Raw genomic sequence first — 1,087 nt, forward strand, 5'->3', positions numbered from 1 at the left:
CACCACCACTGTGCGAGCAGGATCACCTTGATTGAGCTCGCGGTCGAGCCATTCAACCGATTCGCGATGCCGTCGGCGAGTCAGCTCAGGCACCAGAGTCACCGATCGGAATTCCCTGAAATCCCTGTTCTCACCGGCTATACGGTCAAGCTTGATCCTCCGGTAGTCCGTCATCCGCTCGAGTGCGTGCCGCATTCTTTCCTGAAGTTGCTCATCCCCGTGCAGCGCGAAATCTGTCCAGAGCGAGCTACCAAGGAATCGGAAGCCAAATAGCTCGACTGCATCGTTCTCAAGAAAATGGATTCCCAGCTCGGCCGATGTCTCCCGTAGCTTGACCAGATTGCGGTTCCAGTACTGGCCGTAGAACTCATGGTTGCCGGCCACCAGGATGATCTCTTTGTCTGGAAACGTTTGGCGCGCCCACTTAGGCGCTTGCACGCCTTCGTGGATATCTCCAGCCAAAACAACCACATCTACGTCGCGATCAATGCGAAGGCCGTCAACTTCACGGCTCATGGGCTGGATTTCGTTATGCAGATCGCTGAGTACTAGCAGTTTCATCGTGTTCTTCTGGACGTGGCTGTAGTGGTGTTTCGTCCGCGTATTCTCCGCTGACTGCCCACAGATGAGGAGCAGCTGCTTCTCGTATTGGCAACAGATCTGGATCTTGGTCCTTGGACCTCAACGGCTTTGCGCTTTCAATCCACGCGTTGATGGCAGGCGCCCCGAAATCACGAGACTTCGTATTTCGTTGGCAGGCGCTAAGGATGCTCGGGTGGATGCTGCCAAACTAGAGTGAGATCGTCATGCGTTTCAACGATCTTCTCCATCGGAAAGGCTGGGTAGAGCTTGCCCCCGACAGTCTCCAGGATCTCTACGTTCAAATCGATTGACTCACCGTCCACCGAGTCCTTGGTGTGCCAGATAGCCACCAAGCGGTCCATCTGCCATCCGCCGGAGCCGTTCAAATACGCTGGAGTCACGACATGTACTGATTCAAGAGTGGTCCGATCGCCCTTGTCTTTCGCTAGGAGCGGCAATAGGTCATGGATGTCGGCAACCAGGATGCTCCGCGTGGCCTCATATG

Annotated in this window: 2 protein-coding genes; both read right to left on the reverse strand. The window is 55.3% G+C overall.

Annotated features, from left to right (window positions below):
* A partial coding sequence (locus tag CDE01S_RS17970) for a metallophosphoesterase (RefSeq protein WP_157077213.1) occupies nucleotides 1-561 on the reverse strand: 561 nt, incomplete at its 3' end.
* A gap of 200 nt (nucleotides 562-761) precedes the next feature.
* A partial coding sequence (locus CDE01S_RS18785) for a hypothetical protein (protein WP_218016553.1) occupies nucleotides 762-1,087 on the reverse strand: 326 nt, incomplete at its 5' end.

The sequence above is a fragment of the Curvibacter delicatus NBRC 14919 genome, from assembly GCF_001592265.1.
Classification (GTDB): domain Bacteria; phylum Pseudomonadota; class Gammaproteobacteria; order Burkholderiales; family Burkholderiaceae_C; genus Hylemonella; species Hylemonella delicata.